17 protein-coding genes and 1 pseudogene are annotated in these 26,392 nt (G+C 44.9%); 16 read left to right on the top strand and 2 right to left on the bottom strand.

Annotation, left to right across the window (positions count from 1 at the left end):
* Positions 1-23 precede the first annotated feature (23 nt).
* The 16 genes and pseudogenes from M2135_RS12905 (at position 24) to M2135_RS12830 (ending at position 22,020) form a co-directional block, all read left to right on the top strand.
* Complete coding sequence (locus M2135_RS12905; protein ID WP_280748952.1) at positions 24-1,490, top strand: MBOAT family O-acyltransferase; 1,467 nt, start codon at positions 24-26, stop codon at positions 1,488-1,490.
* An 81-nt stretch (positions 1,491-1,571) separates the two neighbouring features.
* Positions 1,572-3,506 carry an NAD(+) synthase gene (locus M2135_RS12900; RefSeq protein WP_280748951.1) on the top strand — a complete coding sequence of 645 codons (1,935 nt, stop codon included), beginning with the start codon at positions 1,572-1,574 and terminating at the stop codon, positions 3,504-3,506.
* A gap of 832 nt (positions 3,507-4,338) precedes the next feature.
* The gene (locus M2135_RS12895) at positions 4,339-5,244 is read left to right on the top strand and encodes a DUF5119 domain-containing protein (RefSeq protein WP_280748928.1); all 906 of its coding nucleotides are present in this window, start codon (positions 4,339-4,341) and stop codon (positions 5,242-5,244) included.
* 31 nt (positions 5,245-5,275) lie between these two features.
* Positions 5,276-6,331 (top strand): fimbrillin family protein, encoded by a 1,056-nt coding sequence (locus M2135_RS12890; protein ID WP_280748927.1) that lies wholly within the window; start codon positions 5,276-5,278, stop codon positions 6,329-6,331.
* A 56-nt stretch (positions 6,332-6,387) separates the two neighbouring features.
* Entirely contained in the window at positions 6,388-7,440 is a 1,053-nt protein-coding gene (locus tag M2135_RS12885; protein WP_280748926.1) for a fimbrillin family protein, read from the top strand.
* A gap of 149 nt (positions 7,441-7,589) precedes the next feature.
* Positions 7,590-11,822, top strand: coding sequence for an IPT/TIG domain-containing protein (locus M2135_RS12880; RefSeq protein ID WP_280748925.1), 4,233 nt, complete (start codon positions 7,590-7,592; stop codon positions 11,820-11,822).
* Positions 11,823-12,015: 193 nt separating this feature from the next.
* Positions 12,016-13,248, top strand: a complete 1,233-nt coding sequence (locus tag M2135_RS12875) for a Cof-type HAD-IIB family hydrolase (RefSeq protein WP_280748924.1) — start codon at positions 12,016-12,018, stop codon at positions 13,246-13,248.
* Entirely contained in the window at positions 13,248-14,324 is a 1,077-nt protein-coding gene (locus tag M2135_RS12870; RefSeq protein WP_280748923.1) for an isochorismate synthase, read from the top strand. Before M2135_RS12875 ends, M2135_RS12870 begins: the two co-directional genes overlap by 1 nt.
* Positions 14,325-14,349: 25 nt before the next feature.
* Complete coding sequence (menD, locus tag M2135_RS12865; RefSeq protein ID WP_280748922.1) at positions 14,350-16,029, top strand: 2-succinyl-5-enolpyruvyl-6-hydroxy-3-cyclohexene-1-carboxylic-acid synthase; 1,680 nt, start codon at positions 14,350-14,352, stop codon at positions 16,027-16,029.
* 5 nt (positions 16,030-16,034) lie between these two features.
* Positions 16,035-16,859 carry a 1,4-dihydroxy-2-naphthoyl-CoA synthase gene (gene menB / locus M2135_RS12860; protein ID WP_280748921.1) on the top strand — a complete coding sequence of 275 codons (825 nt, stop codon included), beginning with the start codon at positions 16,035-16,037 and terminating at the stop codon, positions 16,857-16,859.
* A gap of 3 nt (positions 16,860-16,862) precedes the next feature.
* Positions 16,863-17,879 (top strand): annotated as a pseudogene (locus M2135_RS12855) (o-succinylbenzoate synthase); the annotation flags it as partial.
* Positions 17,880-17,897: 18 nt separating this feature from the next.
* Positions 17,898-18,956, top strand: a complete 1,059-nt coding sequence (locus M2135_RS12850) for an AMP-binding protein (protein WP_280748950.1) — start codon at positions 17,898-17,900, stop codon at positions 18,954-18,956.
* Positions 18,957-19,325: 369 nt separating this feature from the next.
* Positions 19,326-20,240, top strand: coding sequence for an aspartate carbamoyltransferase (gene pyrB / locus M2135_RS12845; protein WP_280748920.1), 915 nt, complete (start codon positions 19,326-19,328; stop codon positions 20,238-20,240).
* Between the two features lie 13 nt (positions 20,241-20,253).
* The gene (gene pyrI, locus M2135_RS12840) at positions 20,254-20,718 is read left to right on the top strand and encodes an aspartate carbamoyltransferase regulatory subunit (protein ID WP_280748919.1); all 465 of its coding nucleotides are present in this window, start codon (positions 20,254-20,256) and stop codon (positions 20,716-20,718) included.
* Positions 20,719-20,727: 9 nt separating this feature from the next.
* The gene (locus M2135_RS12835) at positions 20,728-21,294 is read left to right on the top strand and encodes a flavin reductase family protein (protein WP_280748918.1); all 567 of its coding nucleotides are present in this window, start codon (positions 20,728-20,730) and stop codon (positions 21,292-21,294) included.
* Between the two features lie 3 nt (positions 21,295-21,297).
* Complete coding sequence (locus tag M2135_RS12830; protein WP_280748917.1) at positions 21,298-22,020, top strand: porin family protein; 723 nt, start codon at positions 21,298-21,300, stop codon at positions 22,018-22,020.
* 3 nt (positions 22,021-22,023) lie between these two features.
* Here M2135_RS12830 and M2135_RS12825 read toward each other — a convergent pair whose 3' ends face one another.
* Positions 22,024-24,927, bottom strand: coding sequence for a PD-(D/E)XK nuclease family protein (locus M2135_RS12825; protein WP_280748916.1), 2,904 nt, complete (start codon positions 24,925-24,927; stop codon positions 22,024-22,026).
* 48 nt (positions 24,928-24,975) lie between these two features.
* The gene (gene mgrA / locus M2135_RS12820; protein ID WP_280748915.1) at positions 24,976-25,980 is read right to left on the bottom strand and encodes an L-glyceraldehyde 3-phosphate reductase; all 1,005 of its coding nucleotides are present in this window, start codon (positions 25,978-25,980) and stop codon (positions 24,976-24,978) included.
* Positions 25,981-26,392 lie beyond the last annotated feature (412 nt).

Below are 26,392 nucleotides of genomic sequence, written 5' to 3'. Positions count from 1 at the left end.
TTGTCTATAATCCGCAAGCACCGATGTTGTTCAACAGTGGGTTATTCTTCTTCCTGTTTATTGGTTTTCTGATGATCTATATGTCGTTAAGTAAACATACGTTAGCGCGGATTATCTACGTCACTCTCTTCTCCCTCTATTTTTATTATAAAAGTAGTGGGATACTCTTTCTTTTACTGATTCTCACTGCTACTTCCGACTATTTAATAGCCAAAGCCATCAAACGCACGACTCCTATATTCAAAAGAAAGTTGTGGGTGGTACTGAGTCTCTGCATCAACTTGGGGATGCTGGCTTACTTCAAGTATTTCAATTTTGTATTCGATATTTTCACCTCACTCGGACATACAATCGGAAACTGGTTCAATATACAAACATTGCAACAACTCGAATATCAGCCTGTCGACATTTTCCTTCCGGTAGGGATCTCCTTTTTTACATTTCAGAGTCTCAGCTATATCATCGATATCTACCGAAGAAAGGTTCAACCGTTGAACCGCTGGATCGATTATCTGTTCTATGTCTCCTTCTTCCCGCCGTTGGTAGCCGGTCCGATTGTCCGTGCACGCGATTTCATTCCGCAAATGTACAACCGCCCATTCCTCACCCGAGCCAATTTCGGAGAGGGAGTCTACCTGGTACTCTGCGGATTATTCAAAAAAGTCGTTATATCCGACTATATCAGTCTGAACTTTGTCGATCGTGTCTTTGACACTCCCCTGCTCTACTCCGGCCTGGAAAACCTGTTGGCCATATACGGTTATGCTTTACAGATTTATTGCGACTTTTCGGGGTATTCGGATATGGCAATCGGCATCGCTCTTCTGTTAGGTTTCCGGTTCCATATTAATTTTGATTCGCCTTATCAATCTGCCACGATAACCGAATTCTGGCGTCGCTGGCATATCTCTTTATCGTCCTGGCTAAAAGATTACCTCTATATTTCATTAGGAGGAAACAGGAAAGGAAAACTACGCACTTACATCAACCTGATGATTACCATGCTATTAGGCGGGTTATGGCATGGTGCTTCCCTCAGTTTTGTTCTGTGGGGAGCATTACACGGCATCACGCTGGCTATACATAAATTCATCATGACCCTATTCCCAGGTTTCAAACCGTTGGGGCATCAGATGCGTCCTTTCAGGCGGTTTTTAGGCATTCTCTGCACATTCCACCTGGTCTGTTTCGGTTGGATATTCTTCCGGGCCGATTCGATCAAAATTGCTAAAGAAATGCTCCACCAAATCTTTACCAACTTCCATTCGGAGATCTTGCCACAGTTCATTATAGGCTACGAAGGGGTCTTTTCGTTGATGGTTCTGGGGTACTTCCTCCATTTCATGCCGAAAAGCGGTGGAGAAGCCATGCAAAAACTGGTCACCGACTCCCCTTTATTGTTTCAGATTCTGATCCTGACAGCTGCCATCTTTATCGTCATACAAATGAAGAGTGCCAGCGTACAACCTTTTATTTATTTCCAGTTCTAGACAGAAACCTGTTCAACTTTTGAGCCGTACATTCCGTCCTACGTCAAATAATACCTATCTTTGGAGATCAAACTGACGATTATGCATAACGGATTTGTTAAAGTAGCAGCCGCAACACCGCTTGTTCGGGTGGCCGATTGTTTTTATAATATTCAACAGATAGAAGAAATGATGCGCCGGGCAGCCGAAGCAGGTGTCCAGTTGATTGCTTTTCCCGAATTGGGTGTTACAGCATATACCTGCCTCGATCTGTTTGCCCAACAAACATTGCAGCAGGAAGCAGAAAGAGCGCTTCTGCAACTCGTCCGACAAACCAAAGACCTCGATCTACTCACATTTGTCGGTGTACCGCTCGTTTCTGGCAATCAACTGGTCAATGCCACTGTCGCTTTTCAGAAAGGCCGTATACTGGGAGTCGTACCTAAAACCTACCTCCCCAATTACAAAGAGTTTCAGGAACAACGCTGGTTTACTTCCGGACTCGATCTCATTGCCAAACAGATCCGTATCGGCGACAAAGATTATCCGATGGATCGATCCCTGTTGTTTCAATCCGGAAAAGTGTGCGTAGGCGTTGAGATATGTGAAGACCTCTGGATGCCGATCCCTCCCAGTTCGCATTTAGCCATGATGGGAGCCAATATCATCGTCAATCCTTCGGCCAGTAACGAACTGATCGGTAAACATCCGTACCGCAAACAATTAGTCAGCCAGCAATCGGCCCGTTGTATCGCCGGATACATCTATGCCGCCTGTGGCTTCGGTGAATCGACTACCGACCTTGTCTTTGCCGGTGGTTCGCTTATTGCTGAAAACGGAACGATACTTGCCGAAGCCGAACGCTTCACGACCAACGGTCAGCTGATCATCAGTGAAATTGATGTCGACTACCTGCAACACGATCGCCTCGTCAACGTCTGTTTTACCAAAGGAGCCTCTGATGCTGTTCCGGAAAAACAGATCACCGTTGCATTCGATTGGGTCGAGACAGCCTCCAAACCGTTTGCTTTGACTCGCCACATCGATCCGCATCCTTTTACTCCTTCGGGCAACGATCTGTCTGCCCGGTGTGAAGAGATTCTGCAAATACAAGTCGCCGGCCTATCCAAACGCCTGGTACATACCCATGTGCAAACAGCTATTATCGGTATTTCGGGAGGATTGGACTCCACACTCGCATTGCTCGTCACCGTTATGGCATTCGATTTGTTGAAAATTCCCCGTAAACAGATCATCGGCATTACGATGCCGGGATTCGGAACTACCGGACGCACCTATAAGAATGCTGTCGACCTGATCAACTCCCTTGGCGTCACTTTCCGGGAGATTTCTATCAAAGAAGCGGCGACCCAGCATTTCAACGACATCGGTCACGACAGTACGATGCATGATGTCACTTACGAAAATGCACAAGCCAGAGAACGTACACAAATACTGATGGACGTAGCCAACCAGGAAAACGGCATGGTCATCGGTACCGGCGACCTCTCCGAACTGGCACTTGGCTGGGCGACTTACAATGGCGACCATATGTCGATGTACGGTGTTAATACAAGCATCCCGAAAACACTCGTCAGGTCGCTCGTTGAATGGGTGGCACACTATAAAGTAGACGAAACTTCCCGACGTACCCTTCTTGATATCGCCGACACTCCGATCAGTCCCGAACTGATCCCAGCCGATGAACATGGCAATATCAAACAAAAAACAGAAGACCTCGTAGGCCCTTACGAACTCCACGACTTCTTCATCTATCATTTCATGCGGTTTGGTGCACGGCCTACCAAGATCTATTACCTGGCACAACACGCCTTCGATGGTCGCTATGATCAGGAAACAATCAGGAAATGGCTCCACACCTTCTTCCGTCGTTTCTTCCAGCAGCAATTCAAGCGCAGCTGTCTGCCCGACGGTCCCAAAGTAGGCTCCGTCAGTCTCTCTCCACGAGGCGACTGGCGTATGCCGAGTGACGCCATGGCCACCCTGTGGCTGCAGGAGATCGAATCCCTATCCTGAAAGATTCGTAACCGTCTGAAAAATCGACCGAAGAGTTGTCCGAAAAAATTTGAGAGATAAATTCGTTTGACAATTGTCGGACGATCATTCGATAACTGTCAAACGATCATTCCACAATTGTCAAACGATCATTCGATAATTATCAAATGAATTTTTGATTACGTTTTTTTCGGAAACAGATCCGATCTTTTTGGAAAACGATTCGGCCGATTAAAAAAACGTACTTGACAGGAAGAATACTTGAAGATAAGACTCAGGCAAAATTCCGCAGGAATTCATATGCATAACCCCATCTGAAGATAAATCTGTATATCAAATCCACGTTATTTACCCTTTTGGATAAACGACAATTTCACAATGCATGTTTTTAATAATTTAAATAATGTTAAAAAAACAAGGGGTGATTCAAATAATTATATATCTTCATCCTTTGATATTCAATGTATCATGTCATTGAACAATTTAGTGGCATTTCATGTTATTAAGAGAGAATAGTTGACTGGTGTTATTTTTTGTTTATGGTTTCCTATAAGCGCTGGTTAAACTTAGAATTAAACATTGCTGTCTGGTATTTGAGCGGAAAATATAAATCGCGTTATGATTATATATATGGTGTGTGTGAATTGCGAATATCAAGGGCAAAATCTCAAACAAGTAAAATTTAGGATCGACACGTTTGAACGTATCACTCATACTTTTATTGATAAAAACAAAAATTGACCGTTTGAAACGATTTACGACATATTGTCTCGGAATCCTCTTCCTCTTGCTGGGTTTTAGCTCTTGCATAGAGGATGATCTCAAAAATTGCTCGTCAGTAGGCGAAATTCCTGTGAGTGTTGTTATTCACTGGGACAATATTCCGAGTAAAATGTTGATCATGCCGAATAATATGACTGTACACTGGTATTCAGAATCTGCACCTCTTATCTCTTCCGACTTGGGTGTTTATGGCGGACTGGAACGGCTTCGTGCCAGCCTGTGTGATGTGATGTGTATGGATTTCTATGGAAATGCGAACCTCTCTTTTCGGAGCGACGGTACACGCGAAGGTTTTGAGGTGTATAATATCCTTAAGACAAATACATACAACACCCTGGTGCCTCAACTTCCGGGTGGTGAGACAACGGTGGCGGAAGCTAATCCCCAAATGTTTTATATAGATAGCCGTTCGCAAGATATCGATCTCACGAATGTACCTCCCGGTGATACTGTTACCGTACATTTTTATCCTGAAAATGTACTGAGGGAATTTACATTTATGGTCTACGATGTAACAGGCGCTGAATATATGATCAACAGTAGCGGAGCCATATCCGGTATGTCGGGATCGTATTTCCCCGCAAACAAACAGTTGGCGTCTACCCCTTCCACCATCTTATTCCCCACCGTAGAAGTCATTCCGGATGCTCAATCCAGCAAACGTTGGACGGATGAAGAAAAAGCATTCTTCGCGGCTAAAAATCCGAATTGGCAAAGTGCCGACACGCTTATCGGCTGGACGCGCGACTGGGTGACCGGGAAGTTTGTTACTTTCGGACCACTCGACACGAATAATAACCGCTTCCGTCTGACCGTGCAAACAACCAACCAGAGTAGCGATTCCGATTTCGGCGCATGGGGATTTTGGAACGGACAATGGGAAGAGACTGTTGCCGAGCAAATCAAAGGGGCAATGGGTGTAAAACGGCACATGGGAAGAACAGCTGGCCTGGCGGCAAAAGAATGGCGGATATGATATCGTACTCTACAACGACCATCGCCTCTCTATGGGCAAAGGCAACGGAGATATCGGCAAGCCGGCAGAAGATGGATTTACCATGACGGTAAACGATTGGGGGGGGTTGGTAGAAGTACCGATGGCAGGAGGAAGTCCGCGCACCCATTCATCGACCGCTGACTTACGTGCAGCCGTCAATACTTATGCTACCATTCCCGACTTTGTCGTGAACGGGATACATACTAATGCGGGCAATTGGTCGTATATCTTTAACGAACAGTATGTCTATAAACCGGAAAGCGGCTTGATCTGGACGTATGAACCCAAAAAATACTGGCCACAGGCAGGAGAAGTGGACTTCTACGCGTATGCACCGGCGGGTATACGAAACTTTATCACCGGATTGAACAACAACGGCGACGGTACATCTCCACCGGTTATTGAATACAAGATGCCTTATAAAACCAACGAGGAACCGCCCTATGGAACCGGGGAACCTACAGCACCCCTGGTTGTAGACGACAATCAGGAAGATTTATTGGTCGCTGTGCAAAACAGCGAACTCCCGTGGCAAACAACCGATCCGGTGCATTTCACCTTTCGTCATGCATTCAGCCGGGTATTCGTGAAGGCGAAGAGTGAACAGAATGACAATCGCTACCGCATCAAGGTGGTGCGCGTTGAACTGCGTAACCTATATACCCAAGGCAAGTTGGAACTCAAGGCCGACAATACGTCAGATCCCATCAGCACCGGTATTCCCGTAGGGAAGAACGAACAGTTCAGATACGGCTCTTCTGGCGATGTGATACTCTGGAGCGGACAAAAGACACCGGCAGATTATCATTTCAACCTGTTGTCGTCTGCCGTGACGGTTAAAAATGATTATACGACGCTATTGAACAGCGACGACGGCGTTTTCGTTATGCCGCAAGTCGTTCAATCCAATACAGCGTTATATGTGGCATACGATATCTATACTGTATCGCAGACAGACGGCGAGCAGTATCACTCCTCGGCATCAAAACTGCTGCCCTTTGCCAGCGGTTTTGCTTTTGAAATCGGAAAACAATACGAGATACAGGCAACGTTGAATGTGCCTTAAGAGAAACAAAAGAGAAAGTTATTATATGTATTATTCATCAATTTTATTTTAATATTATGAAGCAGAAAATGATTTTAGGTTTGTCCCTGCTGGCAATGGTCGGACTGTGGACAGGATGTACGGATGAAGAACCACCGGTCGCATACAGTGGTACTACCGGAGGAGGAGAAGAAATTGCCTTCCGGGTACAAGGAGGCGTTCCGGAAACGACTAAGACAACAGCAACAACTGCTGATAAGGTAGATGCTTTTGTTGTTTATGGAACGGATAATAAGTCTACCTCCACAAATATTTTTGAGGGTGTAACCGTTGCGCGCCAAGTGGATGGTGGTTTTACCTATAGCCCTAAAAGGTTCTATTCCGTAGGTGCTGCATCAGCCGAATTTGTGGCTTATTCGCCTGTGAGCGCAAAAGTTACAAATCCGGTAACAACAACGTTAATGACTACTGGTGTCACTTTTGACTATGAGGTAGTTGCTCCTGATAATTCAGAAGGCAAGACTACACAGGAAGACCTGTTGATAGCAGCCACCCCGGTTTCCTCTCCTTCTGCTACTGCTGTTAATTTTGCTTTTACACACGCTCTTTCGCGTATTTTCGTAAAGGCCAAAAGTAGTATGAAAGAGACTGTTGTAATCAAGGGGCTTACTCTCAAAAATCTGTATCCGGAAGGAACACTTACCGGTACCCCTGGCACTCCATGGACATGGGAATGGATCACTTCAGGTACTAAAACTGTATTCCCTTATGCGCTTGCCAATACTGGTATAGCCGTACCGGCCGGTATAGGTACAGGTGCATCCCCGAATAATGTTCCGGTTCTTGTGACCTCGATGGAACAAGGGATGATGGTGATTCCACAAAAATTGACTTGGGATAACGGTTCTACTCACGATCCTGCCGAAGACTTTTATCTTGAGGTGACTTACGATGTGGCTAATCTTACAAATCAGGTTGCGAAAATTAATCTTACAAAAGATTATTTATTTGAAGCCAATACGCAATATGCCATAACAATAGAGTTCTCTTCTTCTGTTACCAATCTTATTGAAATTGGCTTTACTATTTCTGTTGGTGATTTTGCAAATGATCCTACAACAATGCCATAAAACATTCTGAATTTTAAATAATTATCCTGCGCGCCCTTGGTTGGGCACGCAGGAACTAAAAGATAATCTATTAATACCACTTATAATAACACCATTATCATAAACTGATGAGCGCCTCTCGATATAGAAAGCTTTTCCTCTTTATTGCTATGACCTTCGCAGTACAAATAAGTGCGTGGGGGCAGTCAACTCCTGTTTCCAGTCTTCCAACGACTACTCCCTGGATGTTAAGTTCTGGTAACTTTCAAATCCCCACCGGAGTATATTCGATTGCGATTGAAGCGCTTGGCGGTGGCGGTGGCGGTGGAAATGCTACATCTGACGGATTAGCAGCCGGTGGTGGTGGCGGTGGTGCTTATGCAAAAAAAAATAATGCAGCAGTAATACCGAACGGTGATCCACTTGTTGTTACAGTAGGGGGTGGTGGTTCAGGCTCTGGTAGCGGAAAAAATGGTGAGGCTTCTGTTGTTTCACTGGGTGGTACCGAATTAGTTAGAGCAGGTGGTGGCTCAGGTGGTGGTGTTAATAAAATAGATGCTGGAGCTGGCGGCCAGGCTACTGTTGGTGATATCCGATTTTCGGGAGGTAATGGAGGTATAGGAAATACTGGTTCTAGTACCGGTGCCGGTGGTGGAGGTAGCGGTGCTGCAAGTACGACAAATGGTAATGACGGAGAAGCTGGCCGGTCAGGCAACAATGGTGGTGCCGGTGGCATGGCTACTGATGTTGGTGGTGCTGGTGGAAAAGGTGCTGACGAAGGTAGTACTTGGACAAGTAGTCGTGGTGAAGGTAAAGGTGGTCTCATTTACGGCGGCGGCGGCGGCGGTGCAAAAAGAGCTGCATATGCCGGTTCAAATGCCAACGGTGGTAGCGGAGCAGCCGGCTTTGTAAGAGTCTATTTAAATCGACCTGCTCCCCCTGTGATCTCACTTTCTACTGCGACAGAAGTTTGCGAAGACAATCCTGTTATTATAAATGCGACTACGATTAATCCCGTTCGTGCGGTTGATGGCTGGGAATGGATATATAACGATATTACTCCCGGTATTTATACCAGTATGCCTACATTAGACATTTCAACATTGGCTCCGGGTGATTATACGTTCAAAGTGAGAGCACATTATGGGGATATCAGTTGGAACGGAACGCTTTACGAAGGAGTCTATCAAGATTCTGAAACAACCGTTTCATTCACCATCACCCCCAAAACAAAAACGCCGGAAATCCGCTGGAATTACGAAGATATTTGTCCTATAGATGAATCGGATGGCGAAACTTATTCAGCAGCAGATTCCATGAATATCGCTACTCCGTGGAATCCGAACGGTGTCTATTTTGCAAACCATATCGTGTGGGATTCACTTGTGGTGAACATCGGCTATGAACATTTGGGCGTTATCCCACAATTGTCACAAATAAGATGGTATTCGGATGAAGCATGTACACAGCTTGTTCGTCAGGGTGGTTCCATTCCTATAGCCGACAGTGGGGTTATGGAACATTTCTGGCAAAACAGGGCACATCCGCGTGAAGAATATTGGGCCACCGTTATTCATCCCGATAGCTGCGAGAGCGACCCGATCCATGTGGTAGTCCATATTCGTGACGGTGAAGTCCCTATAGAACTTGAGTTTGACGATTTAATCGGTTACGTGCAGACGAGCGGAAGTCCCATAGACCTGTCGGATTTCCTGGATCTTAAGTTGGATGCTACGCAGCGTTTGGAATGGTATTCATCGGAAGATGATGCATTGGATGCCATAGCCGACGGAGTTCCAAACCCACCAACTTCAATCTCTGAACCCACTTATGATCCTAAGGTAGAAACAGATATCACCTACTGGGTTGTAAGAGGCGATGACTGGGGCTGTTACTCGGCACCCACCCCTTTCCGCATACTGCTTGTACCTATGCCGCAAATAGTGATCGACACCAATACGCCCCTTGTCTGTCCGGGAGATGGGGTAACGGCTACCGTAACAATCAATAATGGCACAACTCCCTACTCTTTCAAGATCGTAAATATGAATACAGGGGATATCAATGAACAAACAGGCTATACCGACGATACATATACCTTCACTGCCACTCCGCTCACAAAGGTAACGTATCGGATTACTGAATTTAGCGATTCAATAACGCCTTTGGTAACCTATCCCCCATATGGTTTATATATCCCTAACACCCATTATTTCGATCAGGTGGAACTATCTGTCATTGAGACCGAAATAATGGGAATAGCCCCCAATGCAGGACCTACTGCCGGTGGCATTTATACAAGTGACCCATTGAGTCCCATCAATCCTATCGGATTAGTGACTATCACCGGAAAAGGATTCGATCCGTATAATGCAGGTAACAATTCGTGGGTGACCTCTGTTACGTTTGGCGGTATAAAAGCGACTAATATCCGGGTCGTTGACAATACAACGATTACCTGTACACCCCCAGCGCATAATGCGGGGAATGTGACAGTAGCTGTGACTACCGGTTGTACGACTGCGACGTTGACAGAAGCCTATTGCTACGAATCGATACATATTGCTGAAATAACCCCGGCTTACGCCCCTGTTACCGGCGGAACAACGATTGTGATCAGAGGAACAGGCTTTTTCCCGACCGGAGATCCCAGTGATGTCTCTGTCTGGCTGTGCGGAGTGGAAGCAGAAGTTGTTCACAACGAACTTAATAATATTCATCTGAAATGCGTGACCGGCAAGTCCGATTCTTCATTACATGGCGATATAGTCATATTCAATGGCATCGACACCCGCACATTCCCGCTGATGTTCACCTATTACCCGGTAAAATTCATTGAAAACGGTTCCTGGAGCGAGCCACACCGGTGGGAAACGCAAACGGATGATCATATTCTTCCCTATGCCAATGCCGTTGTACAAATCGAAGCCAACTGCTTGCAAGATATAGATGTAGAGATGGATAGCATCACCGTACATCCATCCAAAGCATATACGCTTGAAAATGGCATTGAATTAAAAGCCAATGTTTTTACACTGAAAGAAAATGCTTCTTTCATGGATAATAATATAAGTGGAGGTAAGATGCAGGCCGTTCAACAAAATGTAGAACACCTACTGGAAAAAGGCCGCAACTGGTATGTGAGCAGTCCTGTACAAGGAGGTGTAATACCTTCGATCTCTGCTGTAATAGGTAGTGCACGGGTGGAGTATTACAACGAAACATCGAATGCATGGATGATACCCAGTGCCTTTTTGACTGGGCAGGGCTATACGGTCAATTCAACAACGTCAGACATCGCCGTGAAGTTTTCAGGAACATATACGGATGGTAATCAGGGGCCTTTGAATCCTACCCGTCTCGGCACGCATGACAAAGCCGGGTTCAACCTGGTAGGTAATCCATTCCCTTCGTATTGGCATTGGACAGCGGAATCGACACAACAAAGCGGTCTATACAGTACGATATGGTATCGTACCTATGTGGCTGGTGTATATGAATTCTGGGCATACAATGCCTCGGGCAATGTGGCGGTAGCACCAAGTTGGAAGGATGCAACGCCTACCGGCTCTTACGCTCTGGGATATATTCCTCCCATGCAGGCCTTTTGGGTACGGGTACGTGAAGGGGAAAGCGGAGGTACACTCACGTTTACCGATGCGCATCGCCGCCATGCCGATCATGGCAGCAATATGTTGAAGTCCTCTGAAGTAAACGATACAGAGTCCCGTCCGTTACTGCGTATCACGGTCGACAACGATGTAAACTCTGATGAGACAGTCATTTACGCAGACCCAGAAGCGAAGAAAGCGTTTGACACATACGATAGTGATAAATGGTTGGTCAATCGAGGGGTAGAAATATTTACCCTGCCCGCTTCTTCCACACGGGAACTGGTTATAAACGGCCTTCCGGAAATTATGCACGGCACGGAAATACCTATCGGCTTCCAGGCTGGCGAAAGTGGAATTTTCCGTTTCCATGCGAAAGAGATACTGAATTTAGATACCTTGGATGTGATTTTGCGCGACAAATGGCGTAAGGTTGAATTCGATCTTCGCAGTGGCGATTACAATTTCGAATCGAGCGGCATATCCGGTACAGATCGTTTCAGCGTGCTCTTCCGTCGCTTGACAAGTTCCGGAATACCTGACATCAATGCCGATAATGATAAATTATTGGCCTATGCCAATAGTGAAGGGCAAATGACTGTTTACCTGAATATCCGGAACAGAGAAGGAAGTAAGGTTTATGTTTCTGTTTTCGACATTATGGGACGAAAACAGGCCGAACTACCTGTTATTGTAGGTGAACAAACTACATTAAATAAGATATTCCACGGAGGTGTGTATATATTACGTACTGACACACACACAACGAAAGTCATGGTAAACAGACGGTGATATATAATTTGTATTGTATGAACAATGCGTTAAATTAACGTCTATTGATAAAAAGGAGTAGATCAACCCAGCAATCAGGTTGATCTCTTTTTTTTGACCAGATACGTTCTATTTTTTATCCCGATATCGGCTTTTGTGCCGCTCCTTTGAGACATTTTATGTAGTTTTGTGATCCGAACCAAAGATAACAAACATGAAGTATAAACTATTAGTCCTGGATGTAGACGGCACCTTATTAAACAACAATAAAGAAATAATGCCGGGCACACTAGCTGCTCTGAAAAAGATACAACAGATGGGTGTACGGATCGTTTTGGCTTCAGGTCGCCCTACTTACGGTTTGCTCCCTATCTCAAATGCTTTGGAACTTAACAATTACGGAGGTTTTATCATGTCGTATAACGGTGGGCAAATCTTCAGTGTACAAAACGGCGAGATGCTTTACGAAAAACAGATCGATCCTGAGATGATACCTTATCTCAATAAGAAAGCCAAAAAGAATGATTTTGCCATATTCACCTACTACAATGATACGATTATCACAGATCGCCCCGACAACCCGCATATTCAGTCGGAAGCCAAGATCAACGAGATGCGCATTGTAGCGGTAGAAGACTTTCCTGCAGCTATCGATTTCTGTTCCCATAAATGCATGTTGGTCAGCGACGATACAGAAAACCTTATCGGACTGGAAAATCATTGGAAAAAAAGACTAAATGGAGTCCTGGATACCTTCCGTTCAGAGGAATTCTTTCTTGAAGTAGTTCCTACATCTATCAATAAAGGCGATAGTCTTGCCCTCTTGCTTGACAAACTCAATTTAAAACGCGAAGAGGTTATCGCTATTGGCGAAGGAGCCTGTGATATCCCTATGATTCAGTTAGCCGGACTTGGTATTGCGATGGGAAATGCGTCCGATGCCGTCAAAAGCTGTGCCGACGACATCACACTTTCCAACGAAGAAGATGGGGTAGCCGCTGCGATAGAGAAAGCGATCCTTTCGGAAATACGCGCGACACAAATACCGTTGGATGAACTTAACGCACGTGCCAAACATGCGCTTATGGGCAATCTGGGTATCCAATATACGTTTGCATCCGAAGATCGTGTCGAGGCCACCATGCCGGTAGATGTACGGACACGTCAACCGTTTGGTATTCTGCACGGAGGCGCCACACTGGCTCTGGCGGAAACCGTAGCGGGACTGGGATCGATGATCATCTGCAAACCGGATGAAATTGTGGTTGGTATGCAAGTAAGCGGTAATCATATGTCGTCGGCACAAGAGGGTGACACCGTGCGTGCCGTTGCGACAATTATCCACAAAGGCCGTTCTTCTCATGTGTGGGACGTTCATATTTACACCTCGACCGATAAACTGGTGTCTGCTGTGCGAGTAGTCAATAGTGTGATTAAAAAGAGATAATGAAGGAGGATGTGCAAATAGAGCATATCCGGGAATGGATCAGTCGAGAGAAGAGCTTCGCACTGTATCGCATCCCCGGAGAAGAACAGATCCGAATTGTCGGACCGTCGAACGAAGCTGTCCGTCTCTTTTCTTCGATTGAAGCACTGAATGAACAGAAAGGATTTGTGATTGCTCCGTTTAAGATATCGTCTTCAACTCCTCTAATTCTTATTCCGGCCGAGAATCATGAATGGAGAAATGAGCTCTCCGAGATCTCTGAAATAGAAAGAAAGCAGTCGATAAATAACACTGTTCCTTCGGATGACTATAAAAAACGGTTTGAAATATTTCTCCAGCCTCTGTTATCCAAGGAATTGGACAAACTGGTGCTCTCACGGCAAGAAAAGGTGGAATACAACAGGAATTTCTCCCCTTTTGCGCTGTTCTTAAGAGCGTGTAAACGATACATTCGTTCGTATGTTTATTTTTGCTATACGCCTCAGACAGGGATATGGATAGGCTCTACACCTGAGATACTTCTTTCAGGCAACAAACAGCAATGGCATACCGTTGCTCTGGCCGGAACACAACCTTTACAGGATGGCGAACTTCCTGGTCAGTGGGACGATAAAAACAACTATGAACAACGTCTTGTTGCCCGATACATTCAAAAACAATTGGCGACGGCTGGTATTCGAGCCAAAGAAGAAGGCCCCTACAGTGTGCGTGCCGGTGAACTGGCTCATCTGAAAAGTGACTTCTACTTTTCACTTCCCGATAACCGGTCTCTTGGCAATCTGCTTAGTCTGCTCCATCCGACTCCGGCGATTTGCGGTCTGCCTAAAGAGCAGGCTTACCGTTTTATCCTTGATCATGAAGGATATGACCGCCGCTATTACTCGGGGTTTATCGGCTGGCTCGATCCCGACGGACAGACTGATCTGTATGTGAACCTCCGTTGTATGTCGATCCAACAGGATATTATCCAACTTTATGCAGGTGGCGGATTACTCGATTCGTCTATCCTTGAAGAGGAATGGCAGGAAACGGAAGACAAACTGCAAACAATCAAACGTCTTATGGATCTTTATTAATGGATAATTTAAACACGCAGTATTTATGTTTTCAAGTAATAAAAATATTCTCCAGCTTGTTGCTTTATTCAAAGCACATGATATAAAAAATATTGTACTCTGCCCGGGAAGCAGGAATTCCCCTCTTATCCAGAGTTTCCTTAATGAACCGTTTTTTACCTGTCATTCTGTGACGGATGAACGTAGTGCAGGTTTCTTTGCTGTTGGACTGGCTTTGCATGGAGGTCGTCCGGCAGCGGTTTGTTGTACTTCAGGGACGGCTTTGCTCAACATATTCCCTGCGGTGGCTGAAGCTTTTTACCAACAAGTACCTTTGATTGTTATTTCTGCCGATCGTCCGGCGGCCTGGATCGGTCAGATGGATGGACAAACATTACCCCAAAATGGAGTATTCAAAGAAATGATTAAAAAGTCGGTTAATCTGCCCAAAATTCACATAGAAGAAGATGAATGGTATTGCAACCGTCTGATTAATGAAGCTTTACTGGAACTGAATCACCGGGGTAAAGGACCGGTACATATCAATATCCCTTTGTCGGAACCATTATTTGATCTGTCGGTGCCTACTTTACCCGAAGTTCGTGTGATTACCCGGTATCAGGGGCTGAATGTCTACGATCGCAATTACGATGATCTGATCAAACGCCTGAACAGTTATTCGCGCCGCATGATCGTAGTCGGACAGATGACGCTTATTTACCTGTTCGAAAAGAAAATAGGCAAACAACTCTATAAACACTTTGCCTGGTTAACCGAACATCTCAGCAATCGGGTTATTCCGGGTATGGCGGTTAAAAACTTCGATGCCATACTTTACGCTTTACCCGAGGAACAACTCAAAAAATTGCATCCGGAACTTGTTATTACCTATGGCGGACATGTCGTTTCTAAGCGACTGAAAAAATACTTGCGCGAAAACCCGCCCAAGGAGCATTGGCATGTCTCTGCAGACGGCGAAGTAGCCGATCTGTATGGTGCAATGACGACTATTATCGAAATGGATCCTTTTGAGTTTCTGGAGAAGATCGCATTTTTACTTGAAAATAAACCGAACAGCTACCAACAGGCCTGGGAAAACAGTTCGAAGATGATCTTCGAGCCTGAACTACCCTATTCCGAGATATCGGCTATCGGCAAGTTACTTCACGCCTTACCGGAAAACTGTACGCTTCACCTGGGAAACAGCTCTCCGATCCGGTATGCGCAGTTATTTACCTTTCCTGAAACCGTAGAAGTCTGTTCCAATCGTGGAACTGCCGGTATCGATGGTTCACTTTCAACGGCTGTCGGCTATGCTTCAGCTTCGGATAAGATCAATTATGTCGTTATAGGCGATCTTAGTTTCTTCTACGATATGAACGCGCTTTGGAATCCACATGTACGTTCCAACCTGCGTATCCTTTTGCTCAACAATGGTGGCGGGGAGATCTTCCAAGCTATTCCGGGATTTGAAATGACTGAAAAAACACACCGTTATGTGACGGCGACACACCAAACTTCTGCTCAGGGGTGGGCGCTTGAACGCGGATTTCGCTACTTGCAAGCCAAAGACGACGAGACCTTGTCGGCGGCAATGGCTGAGTTTACCCAACCGGAAGAAGCACCACAGCCGTTATTGCTCGAAGTCTTTACAGACCGTGCAGAAGATATTCGTTTGTATAAATCTTATTATCATCAACTGAAAGAACAACTTCATTCAAAATAAATATTATGGCAACACAAAGAGAGTGGTCAACGATCAAGACATACGAAGATATTCTATTTGATTTTTACAACGGAATAGCCCGGATTACGATCAACCGTGAACGTTTTCGCAATGCGTTTACCCCCACTACCACCGGGGAAATGAGTGATGCTTTGCGTATTTGCCGTGAAAATCCGGAGATATGCGTAGTTGTTATCACCGGTGCGGGTGATAAAGCATTTTGTTCGGGTGGCGATCAGAATGTCAAAGGTTTCGGTGGATATATCGATAAAGACGGTACTCCCCGTTTAAGTGTACTGGATGTTCAGAAGCAGATTCGCTCAATCCCGAAACCGGTTATTGCCGCAGTAAACGGCTATGCAATCGGTGGCGGCCATGTACTTCATGTGGTATGCGACCTGTCAATTGCTTCGGAGAACGCCATTTTCGGCCAGACCGGTCCACGTGTCGGTAGTTTCGATGCTGGTTTCGGTTCGTCTTATCTGGCGCGGGTTGTCGGTCAGAAGAAAGCGCGCGAGATCTGGTTCCTTTGCCGTCAGTATAATGCGCAGGAGGCGTTGGATATGGGGTTGGTCAACAAAGTCGTATCGCTTGAGCAACTGGAAGATGAGTATGTGCAATGGGCTGAAGAGATGATGCTCCTGAGCCCTCTCGCCCTGCGTATGATCAAGGCTGGTTTGAATGCGGAACTCGACGGGCAGGCGGGTATTCAGGAATTAGCAGGTGACGCAACCATGCTCTACTATATGACGGAAGAAGCTCAGGAAGGGAAAAATGCTTTTTTGGAAAAACGCAAGCCTGATTTCCGGAAATACCCTAAGTTTCCCTGACGAATGAAACCGTTTACGGTAGAAATTATTCCGCATATACTCCGGTTCAAACAACCTGCCGGAACATCACGTGGTACATACACCGAACGCAAGGTGTGGTATGTGAAATTCACCGCAAAGGATGATCCGACTCACATCGGCATAGGTGAATGTGCCCCCCTGCCCGACCTGAGTTGTGATGATCTTCCCGATTATGAAGCGATACTGAGTGATTTTTGTCGTCAAACAGTAGCAAACGGAGTGATCGATACCGAAGCATTACGTGTTTATCCGTCTATCTTATTTGGACTTGAAACAGCCTTTCGTCATTTCCAGACACAATCTTTTGCACTTTGGGATACCCCTTTTTCACAGGGCAGTCATGGTATTCCAATCAATGGCTTGATCTGGATGGGCGATTCGTCAAAGATGTTGTCGCAAATCGAAGACAAACTTGTGGCTGGTTTCCGCTGTATCAAATTGAAAATCGGCACGATTCGTTTTGAGGAAGAACTGGAACTATTATATTATATCCGTCGACATTTCGGAGCGAATGAACTCGAACTGCGTGTCGATGCTAATGGTGCTTTCTCACCCAACGAAGCGATAGATAAACTCAACCGTCTTGCAGAGTTGAATATCCATTCCATCGAACAGCCTATCCGTGCCGGACAATGGGAAGAGATGGCGCGGCTTGCTGCAACATCACCCATCCCGATTGCTCTGGACGAGGAGTTGATCGGTATCCATAACCAGACAGAAAAACAACGTCTACTCGCTACCATCCAGCCTCAATATATTATCTTAAAACCATCTCTCCACGGTGGATTCTGCGGTTCGGAAGAGTGGATACGTGAAGCTGAACAGGTCAGAGCCGGATGGTGGATCACATCGGCGCTTGAATCGAATATCGGGTTAAATGCTATCGCCCAATGGTGTGCTACCCATGAAAATCCACTGCCACAAGGACTCGGAACAGGAGCGCTTTTTGTGAATAACATCAGCCTACCTCTTGAAGTACGTCGCGATAGCCTTTGGTTTGCCCCCCTGCAACCAATATTGAATACGGACAGCGACCGGCAATTATTTGCTATTGACCGTCACGCCGCTTTCCGCCGTGAGTTGAATCATTTTATAGCGGAATGGTCGAACGACACTCCTACCCTCACCCTTCAGACCTCCGGTTCGACCGGGCAGCCCAAACAGATCACCGTCCGAAAAGAACAGATGCGTCAAAGTGCCCGGCAGACCAATGATTTTTTAGGTCTACAGCCGGGTGATACCGCATTACTCTGTATGCCGTTGCAATATATTGCCGGGAAAATGATGGTGGTTCGTGCGTTAGAAAGAAATCTACGGCTTATTGTCCGCCAACCCTCCGGTCATCCGCTTGCTGATGTAGACACGCCCGTTCGTTTTGCAGCAATGGTACCGATGCAGGTTTATAATACCTTGCAACAACCGGATGAAGTCGAACGGCTGAAAGCCATCGACATCCTGATTATCGGTGGAGGTTTTATCAATGATGAACTAAAAAATCGACTTCGCGATTTTCCGAACAAGATATATGCCACTTATGGCATGACGGAGACTTTATCGCATATTGCCCTTCGCCGCATCAACGGAGAGGATAGATCGGAATATTACACCCCTTTTCCGGGTATCAAACTGACTCTTTCTACAGATCATGCATTAGTGATAGATCTTCCGTATATCGATCAACCTCTTGAAACCAACGATATTGCCGAACTTTTACCCGATGGGCGTTTCCGTATACTCGGCCGCAAAGATAATGTAATCAATACGGGAGGTATTAAGGTGCAGGCGGAAGAGTTGGAAGCAGCTTTACATCTTGTTATTGATACTCCTTACGCAATTACTTCTGTTTCGGATCCCCGGTTAGGTGAAGCCATCGTTCTGTTGGTCGAGAATGAAAAAACAAACAGTCCATCCATGGATATGTTGTATGCACAAATCTGTAGGCAGATTCCTACGCATCAACAGCCCAAAATGATCATTCCCGTTGCAAATATCCCCTTGACCGCAACAGGCAAAATTGACCGAAAAGCCTGTAAAAACCTGGCTTTTATTCACTCGAAAAGCTCATCTATTCGCTAAACTCTCTTGATAAATTTTAGAAATCACCTTGTGATTTTTCAGATACATCGTGCCTTTTTCTGATATTATCTGACTGTTTTTTTGTTATACCTACTTCCGTTTTCTGTTAGAGGTACGTCTAAAACAATTTAGAGGTACGTGTAAATCGATTTAGAGGTAGGTGTAAAACAATTTAGAGGTACCTCTAACAAAAAACAGACCTACATCCGACCAAAAAAGGTATTACACAAAACAGGAAAATCCCCGAAACACTTGAATAAATAAAGTAAATCACTCTTAAAAATAAGATGAGTTTAATATCATAGAAGAAATGTGATTTCAGTTACATGATTTTTACGTAAATTTGCATCAATAAGTCAAAAAGATCCCATGGAAAGTAAAAGTTTAGTATCGATCGATCAATGTTCGAAAGCGGACATTCTTCGTATTCTTGACAATGCCCGGAAATTTGAAGAGAACCCTAACCGCAACCTTCTGGAAGGAAAAATAGCTGCTACCTTATTCTTTGAACCGTCTACGCGTACCCGTCTCAGCTTTGAAACGGCCATCAACCGATTGGGCGGAAAGGTGATCGGCTTTCAGGATGCGTCGACAACCAGTTCATCGAAAGGTGAGACGCTGAAAGACACCATTCTGATGGTGAGCAACTATGCCGATCTGATCATTATGCGTCATCATCTGGAAGGGGCGGCTCGCTATGCTTCGGAAATCACCGATGTCCCTATTGTTAATGCCGGAGACGGTGCTAACCAACATCCGTCGCAGACACTTCTCGACCTCTATTCGATTCGAAAAACACAGAACACGTTGGATAACCTGACAATTACGATGGTGGGCGATCTGAAATACGGTCGAACAGTCCATTCGCTGATTGTAGGAATGTCGCATTTTAATCCGACTTTCCATTTCGTTGCACCCGACGAGTTGCGTATGCCTGAGGAGCAAAAGAATTTTTGTGATCAACTGAATATCAAATACAGCGAACATACTGATTTCACGGAAGAGATCATCAACCAGACGGATATTCTGTATATGACCCGCGTTCAACGCGAACGTTTCACCGATCTGGAGGAGTACGAACGGGTTAAGAATGTCTATATCCTGCGTAATGAGATGCTCAAAGAGAGCCGCGAGAATCTCCGTATACTCCATCCACTGCCCCGGGTGAATGAGATCGCTTATGATGTCGATGACAACCCGAAAGCTTACTATATTCAACAAGCCCGTAACGGATTGTTTACACGCGAAGCGATTATTTGTGAAGTATTAGGTATTCAGATTTAAAAATTAGTCGATTATGTCAGCCCAAAAGAAAAGAGAATTGCAGGTTGCCGCATTGGAAAACGGTACTGCTATCGATCATATCCCTCCTAAACAGTTATTCAAGGTTGCATCACTACTCGGCCTTGAGGAAATGGATAATACAATCACCATTGGGAATAATTTGCATAGCAATAAGATGGAATGTAAAGGGATGATCAAAATTTCCAATAAGTTTTTCAAGGAAGATGAGATCAACCGTATTGCATTGGTTGCGCCCAATGTGATACTCAATGAAATTCGTGATTTCGAGGTGGTCGTAAAAAGACCGATCACTTTGCCGGATCGGGTGATTGGGGTTGTTCGCTGCAATAACCCGAAATGCATCACGAATAACGAGCCGATGCCATCATACTTTGACGTGATCGATAAAGAAGCCGGCACGATCCGGTGCCGTTATTGTGAACGGAAAATCAATAAAGAAGATATTGTGCTTAGATAAGAATAGACCATGAAACAAGACTGGAAACCGGGAACAATGGTTTATCCGCTTCCCGCCGTAATGATTAGTTGCGGTAACGAACCTTCGGAATATAATATAATCACGGCTTCCTGGGTTGGAACTATTTGCACGAATCCGCCGATGTGTTATATCTCCATTCGCCCGGAGCGTCACTCCTACCCTATTTTAAAGAAAAATATGGAGTTTGTGATCAATCTGACCACAGAAGATTTGGCCTATGCGACCGACTGGTGCGGGGTGAGATCGGGCAAAGACTATAATAAGTTTGAAGAGATGAAACTGACACCTGGCAAGAGCTCCGTCGTGAGCGCTCCGACCATTGAAGAGTCTCCCCTATGCATCGAATGTCGGGTAAAAGAGGTTTTGGCATTGGGTAGTCACGATATGTTTATTGCCGATGTGGTCAACGTGCAGGTAGACGATAAATTCCTTGATCCCTCGACCGATGCTTTTGATATGAAAGCGGCTAACTTGCTGGCGTATATGCACGGCAAATATTATGGGATAGGCGATTTGATCGGAAAATTTGGCTGGTCGGTCCAAAAGAAAAAATAAAGGATGAAAAAAGCCGGGTTGATCACACTTATTTTGTTGGTCGGTTTTATTGGTGTAGCACAGGAACCGGACAAATCAAAGGTGAAGCCCTTTAACTGGGGGGCAACTGTAGGGTTAAGTGCCAACCTGCCTGTAATAAACTCGATCACGGTAGATGATATCGAACTCGAAGATATTCATCTTAAATACAAGGTGGGATACCAAGCCTCTGTCTTTGCGCGGGTCAATATCGACCGTTTTTTTCTTCAACCCAGTGTCTCCTGGCTACATTCGGAAAGTGAAATACTATTTTCTATTCCACCATTAACAGAAACGACTGCTTTTGCGCCATCCAATATTCAAACAGAGAATCAGATTGAGATAAGAACGCGCTCGCTTGAGATGCCAATCTATATTGGTTATCATATTGTACAAGAAGCACCCTACGGACTTAGCTTTACGGTCGGACCAAGGATAAAATATAACTACGACGTAACCTATACGATCAATGTCGACAATTCCACGCATGAACTGGTGAACGAAGGATCTCCATGGGGTGTTAGTATTGCAACCGGTGTTGGGGTAAATATATGGCGTATGTTCTTCGATTTCTCCTACGAATTTGGATTGAATCGCTCTGAGTCGGATTTTCGGGATAAATCGGCAACAATCCCCATGCCTGTCAACTATGTCACCATTAATAAACGCACCAATGTGATGAGTTTTTCGTTTGGTCTGCTGTTCTAACCGTTATTTTCCGCAAATACCTTTAAAATCACAATACGTACAGGCTTTACCGGTAGGTGTTTGTATAAAAGAAGTTTCCCGACTGAATATTTCATCTAAACAGGTACGTAAACCGGTTTCAAATTCATCCATGTATTCCCGAAAATCATCTATAGGCAGTTTCTTGCGTTCAACACGCTGTTGCACTGTCGTTTCAAACGGATCGGCAAACAAACGGCGCATATAATAAATGGCCGGCCGGATCGGCCGATCGGAAGGTGTTTCCTGAACATACATCCAGGCATACATAAAGACCTGCATAACAGCTTTCGCACGATCTTTTGCCGACTGGTCAAACAGTGCCGGGATATCATCAAAGACCAGATCCCCCAGACCACTCTTATAGTCGACGATCCGAATCGTTCCGTCAACCTCATCGATACGGTCGATAAAACCTTTGAGCGGTATCACCGATCCATCGGTAAGCGTAAAAAGAGTTGTGATCCTTTTTTCTGATTCCAGATAACGGAAAGGGGTCAATTTACCATCCCGACTAAATACCTTAACGACATATTTGCGAATCATTTCTCCGATAAGATAATTCTGTCCGGTAAGCGGACGCAGACGTTCGGTTTTGAAAAACTCCCGTGCAAATGCCATTGTGATTTTTTCAGTGATCAGATGTTGATCTTTACGAATAAGTTCAAGTATATCGGCTGTGATCAGCTGACCTTTCAGCGGTTTGTAAAGTTCTTCCAGTACTTTATGCAGAATACTTCCGAAAACACTGCTTTCGATCGTTTCACTGACCTCCTCCTCTTCTTTGACCCCTTCTATCACAGAAAAATAGAATTTTAACGGACAATCGAGATAGGTATTGATGGCACTGGCCGACAGCGCATAGGTTCCCCCTTCGCGAAGATCGTCAAGACGCCGAAGAATCTCGTCGTTTTTTATTATTTCTATCGCCGGAGTTTTGGTAGACGAGACGTTGTATATCAATAATTTGTTACGAACAGGCTCTTTATAATGATAATGAAGTTGATGTACATAACGACTGACCTCACCGGTCTGCAAACCTGTTGTTCGCGTATCGTAGATCAGACTAACGTGAGACGCCCGGTGAATGAGTCGATAGAAATGGTAGGCCCAGACACTATCCTGATGTTCATAAGTCGGCAAACCGAAACCACGACGAAGGTTATAAGGAATAAACGAACTGGCTGCTTTACGTAGCGGAAATATCCCCTCATTCATCGAAAGAATGATGATACGATCGAAATCGAGCGCGCGTGTTTCCAAGACCCCCATGACCTGTAAACCGGAAAGCGGTTCCCCTTCAAAAGGGATCGTAATCAGGTCGGTCATCCGGCGCAAGAGCCGAAAATAAGTTTCCGGACGCATCTCAACACGATGCTCTCGGATCACCTCCTTAAGCCGGTTGACAGTCGTGAAATAATGGAAAATAAACTCCTGATCGAGATCAAAATCACGAACCTGTGGAGTAACCGATTGTTCCTGCTCCGTATCGTTTTGTGGAACGCTTTCGTTTTTCAGACGGTTCAATTGTCCATTGATACCGGTAAGTAGACTAACCAGGTAGTCTGACAATTCATTGGCCTCAATAACCGGAGTAAAAATCAGTGCCAACAAGGGAGTCGTTGATAACTCCTCCTGCGAGATATAAATTTTATTGAAACGCGTAATATCGGAGATAAGCGGTTGTACACTCTCCGGAGCGATTGCCTTCATATAACGGTGGTTAAGGATAGGCAATACATCACGGTAATAAAACTGCGGAATCCGATCGACATACCGGATATTTTTCTGCAATGTCAGAATATCATTCATTAATAAAGCTACCGGCGTATGGCTGAGCGGATATCCCATAGTGACATTAATATGGTCGATCTCCGGAGGAATAGCATTAAGCACTGGCATCAACATATTTTCATCGGGCAAGATGACTGCTGTCCGAAGAGCGGTTTCACCTTCGAGAGGCTGTTCTTTGGCATACTCCTCAAGCAGGGTATATATATGCTTGGCTTGTCCGACACCTGAAGGAATACCAATCACTTCAATGGCTGTCTCTACCGGTTCTTCCGGTGACAGTTCGTAAAGCGATGGAAAGAGCGTCATATTGCGTTGAACAAAGAAAGAGGCTTTATTCTCAGGATCGGTCACTTTCTTGGAAGCATAGTCCCAATAAAAGTCGGCCATCCCCAACTGAGAAAGTCGGAGTAACAACCCTTCTTCAACTACCGACAAGGCATTAAGCCCTACAAAAACAACCTTGTCGTAAGGTAATCGGATATCGGATGTTTCCCGGATATTTTCGACTACTTCACGGAAAATCATGCCTTCATACCCTTTACCCTGTACAGCAAGTGCCTGTTTCAACTCCTGATAGAGTTCATAGAGAATCTGCCAGACCGCAAGAAATTCTTGCTGGTTGACGGAGATGGCCATGGGGTTAAAAGAGGACCAGAACGAACGGATGGCTGCAATTTGTTTTTCTGTAAGGAAAGTAAAGTCGGTATCTATCGTTTTCAGGTCGGTCACATTCGTAAATAACATACGGGCATCGGCCATATACTTGTCGACATCATCAAAGTCGTTGAGCAACATCTCTCCCCAATAGAGAAACTCATCAAACGATTCGGCTGAATGACTTTTGCGGATATAGATCTCATAAAGTGTCACCAACATACTGATACGATCAGCAACCTGTTTATCACTTAGTTCGACAAACAGATCGCTGATCGTAATTATAGTCGGTGAAAACAACGGACGATCCGCTATCTCCGTCAAATACTTCTTGAAAAAAAGCCCTGCCCGCCTATTGGGAAAAACAAAAGCCAAACGACTAATGTCTGCTCCGTATGTCCGGTAAAAGAGGTCTGCTATCTGATATAAGAACGGTATCATGTACGCGAATTTTACACAAACGTACACAAAAACCGGCAGTTTTCACTCTTAGGTCAGCTTTGATTGAAGGACTTTCTCTATCGCTTCTAGTTCAGCGGCAGCGAACTGGGTATTCTTCAAGGCATTCAGATTATCCATTAACTGCGCTACAGAACTGGCACCAACAATAACACTGGTGACACGCTCATCTTTCAACAACCAGCTGATTGCCATCTCCGCCAACGTCTGATTGCGTTCTTTAGCGATAGTATTAAGTAAACGTACTTTCTCGATGGCCTCAGGCGTTACTTGTGAACGTTGCAAATGACCTGTTGATTTAGCTGCACGAGAATTTTCCGGTATCCCATGCAGGTATTTATCGGTCAATAATCCTTGTTCCAATGGAGAGAAAGCGATCAAACCGACTCCTTCTTTTTCCAATAAAGGCAAGAGATCGGGTTCACTCCACCGATCGAACATGGAATAACGTGCCTGATGAATCAAACAAGGCACCTTATGTTCGCGAAGAATAGAAATGGCTTCACGGGTCTGCTCCGCATTGTAATTGGAAATACCGACATACAACGCTTTTCCTTGCCGTACCATATCGGCTAATGCTCCCATCGTCTCTTCCAACGGAGTCTCGGGATCAGGACGGTGGGAATAGAAAATATCGACATAATCCAGTCCCATGCGTTTAAGGCTTTGATCCAAACTGGCCATCAGGTATTTGCGACTGCCCCATTCGCCATACGGGCCGGGCCACATATCATAACCGGCTTTAGATGAGATGATCATTTCGTCACGGTATGCACCCAATCCTCTCTTAAGAATATGTCCGAAGTTCTCTTCGGCCGAACCATACGCCGGTCCGTAATTATTGGCCAGATCAAAATGTGTTACCCCATGATCAAACGCTGTATGCGCAATCTTGATAAAGTGATCAAACACATCCACACTTCCGAAATTATGCCATAACCCTAATGAAATAAGAGGTAACTTAATGCCACTACGACCACAACGACGATAGGTCATTTTGTCATAGCGGTCAGGATCTGCTTTGTAGTATTCCATGGTAATCGATTTAAGTGAATAATTGTCGTGCAGACAAAGGAAAAAAAAATAACCGATATCTCCTACGCTTTCATTTTGTATAAATACTCTTTTATTGTATAACACCGTAAACGAAGTCAAACAAAAACCAGAACGCCGCTATCGGTTTATCTGAAGCATTTACAACACATTCTTGTTAGATGTAGAACACTTTTTTGTTAGACGTACCTCTAAATTGTTTTACACCTACCTCTAAATGAATTTACACGTACCTCTAAATTATTTTAGACATACCTCTAACAGAAAACAGAGGTAGGTCTAACAAAAAAACAGTCAATATGTCCTGTCCTGAAATAGGTTGTCATTCAACAAAAGTAAACTTATGTTAGAAACGAAACAAAATGGCAGTATTCGTTACAGCCGCTCATTAAAA

This window comes from Parabacteroides sp. PF5-9, assembly GCF_029893105.1.
Lineage (GTDB): Bacteria > Bacteroidota > Bacteroidia > Bacteroidales > Tannerellaceae > JARXWG01.
This window is presented reverse-complemented; position numbering and strand designations above follow the sequence as displayed.